The 2,208-nt window shown below is 42.1% G+C and carries 1 protein-coding gene and 1 pseudogene; both read left to right on the plus strand.

Annotated features, from left to right (window positions below; translation table 11 throughout):
• A pseudogene (locus ACERCF_RS12400) lies at positions 1–550 on the plus strand (DDE-type integrase/transposase/recombinase); the annotation flags it as partial.
• Between the two features lie 249 nt (positions 551–799).
• Positions 800–2,208: hypothetical protein (locus ACERCF_RS12405; RefSeq protein WP_373625773.1), on the plus strand; the 1,409-nt coding region annotated here is incomplete at its 3' end.

Genomic DNA, 2,208 nt, shown 5'->3' on the forward strand with positions numbered 1-2,208 from the left:
TTTGTTTCAGCAGGAGGTGTACGTTCGATTTGGTTACGTCATCATCTTGCCAATTTTAAGCAAAGATTAATCGCCCTGGAAAAACTGGTTGCAGAACAAGGTATTATACTCAGTGAAGCACAGGTCACAGGTACAAGCCTTAGAGCGTAATAAAGAAGATGAGATTGCCTGTGGTGAAATTGAAACGGCACACCCTGGCTATCTTGGCTCACAAGATACTTTCTATGTGGGCAACCTCAAAGGAGTGGGCCGCATTTATCAACAAACGTTTATTGATACTTACAGTAAAGTGGCATTTGCAAAACTTTATACAATGAAGACCGCTATCAGTGCTGCGGATATGCTGAATGATAAAGTGTTACCTTACTTTGAAAGCCAAGGTTTACCGATGTTACGCATATTAACTGACCGAGGAAGTGAATATTGTGGCAAGGTAGAAAATCACGATTATGAGCTTTATTTAGCGATAAATGATATTGAACACAGTAAAACCAAGGTAAAACATCCGCAGACTAACGGCATCTGCGAACGGTTCCATAAAACAATCTTACNGGTAAAACATCCGCAGACTAACGGCATCTGCGAACGGTTCCATAAAACAATCTTATCAGGAAAACCATCTTATTTTTAACGCATAAAGCCAAGCACTAAAAAGGCTAAAATATAACCAATTTAAGTTGTTGATTGTTTAGCACAAAAAACAATCAAATACTCCATTTGAGTAAAAATAGAAAAAATAGCTAAAAATGATCAGTCGGGAAAAATTCTATTTTTGAGTATATAAATCTAGAAAGGAATAATGGTCAGTTTTCCTGATAAGATCCATTATCAGAAGTTCGACGCTTTAGGCAACCGTACTGAGTTGTTAGTGGATAACGACGCTAACGAAGCAACAGGTAAAGCAGCGTTCGACCATGATGGCAAGCCAATCAAAGGTATCGATAGAATTGAAACCTTCAGCCGTAACACTAAAGGTCAAACCTTACAGATTGATGTGGACAACACAGGCGATGGTGAAGCTAACTCAACCACTTACCTCGTATTAGACCAATACGGTCGTGCGGTGGCGAGATACTTCAACAATGACGCTAACGATGGCACAGGTAAAACCATCACGGTTGAAATTGACGGTAAACCAGTTGAGCTACAAGGTATCGACAGCTTTGAAACCTATAAATACAACGCTAACGGTCAGCAAACCCAAATCAATCGTAACTTAAATGCGAGAGATGCGGACGATGGCGAAGCGTTTAAAAACGACAAAGGTTTTGAAGAAGTGATTTACATCGACCGTGATGAATACGGACGTGAGAAAGGTCGTTACACTGATTTAGATAACGATAAAAACACCGGCACAGGCAATAAAGACCAAGACAAAGCGATTGAGCTTCGCGATGGTCGCGTTCTGAAAGGTATTGACCGTTACGAAACTTACGAACACGATGAAAACGGAAACCACACTCAAACCAACAAAAACCTTGATGCCAAAGGAGCGTTTGAAGAAGTGGAATATCGTGATGTTGATAAGGCAACTGGGCAGTTAATGGGTATTTATTACAACCGTGACAACGACCACAAAGATGGTGAGAAGCTAGCGAAGAAAACTGGTGAGAAAGTAACGATGAAGTATAGTGGTATTGAAGTAGAAGGTATCGACAACTTCACTACCTACGAGCGAGATAGTCAAAACCGTGTGACTACCGAACGCTTCAACCTTGATGCGAAAGGCGAAGATGACCGAGTGTACTACTACGACTTAGACGCAAACGGTAACCGTATTGGCGAATATCAAAACCTTGATAACGACACGACGCTAACGCTTAAAGGCGAAAAACAGGTAACAGGTACAACTCACACCTTAGAAGATGGTCGTACCGTACACGGCATTGAACGCTACTACGAGCAAAAATTCGATGGAAACAACCGAGTTTACGAGCGTACCAGCAACCTAGACGGTAAAGAGCACGCAGAAAGCGTAAGCTACTATGTGCGTGATGCGTTAGGACGTGAAATTGCCCGTTATGACAACACCAATAATGACGTGTTAAGCAACGGCAAACCGAACCCGACAGGTCATAGCCACACGATTATGCTCAACGGCAAAGAAGTAACGGTAAACGGTATCGACAGAATTGTGGAAAACACCCACAACGAATACGGTAACGTAGTCCAAACTCGCACCAATAACACGGGAGAAGCGGGGGCTGA

Source organism: Mannheimia kashgarensis (assembly GCF_041807705.1).
In the GTDB taxonomy this organism is placed as follows: Bacteria; Pseudomonadota; Gammaproteobacteria; order Enterobacterales; family Pasteurellaceae; genus Mannheimia.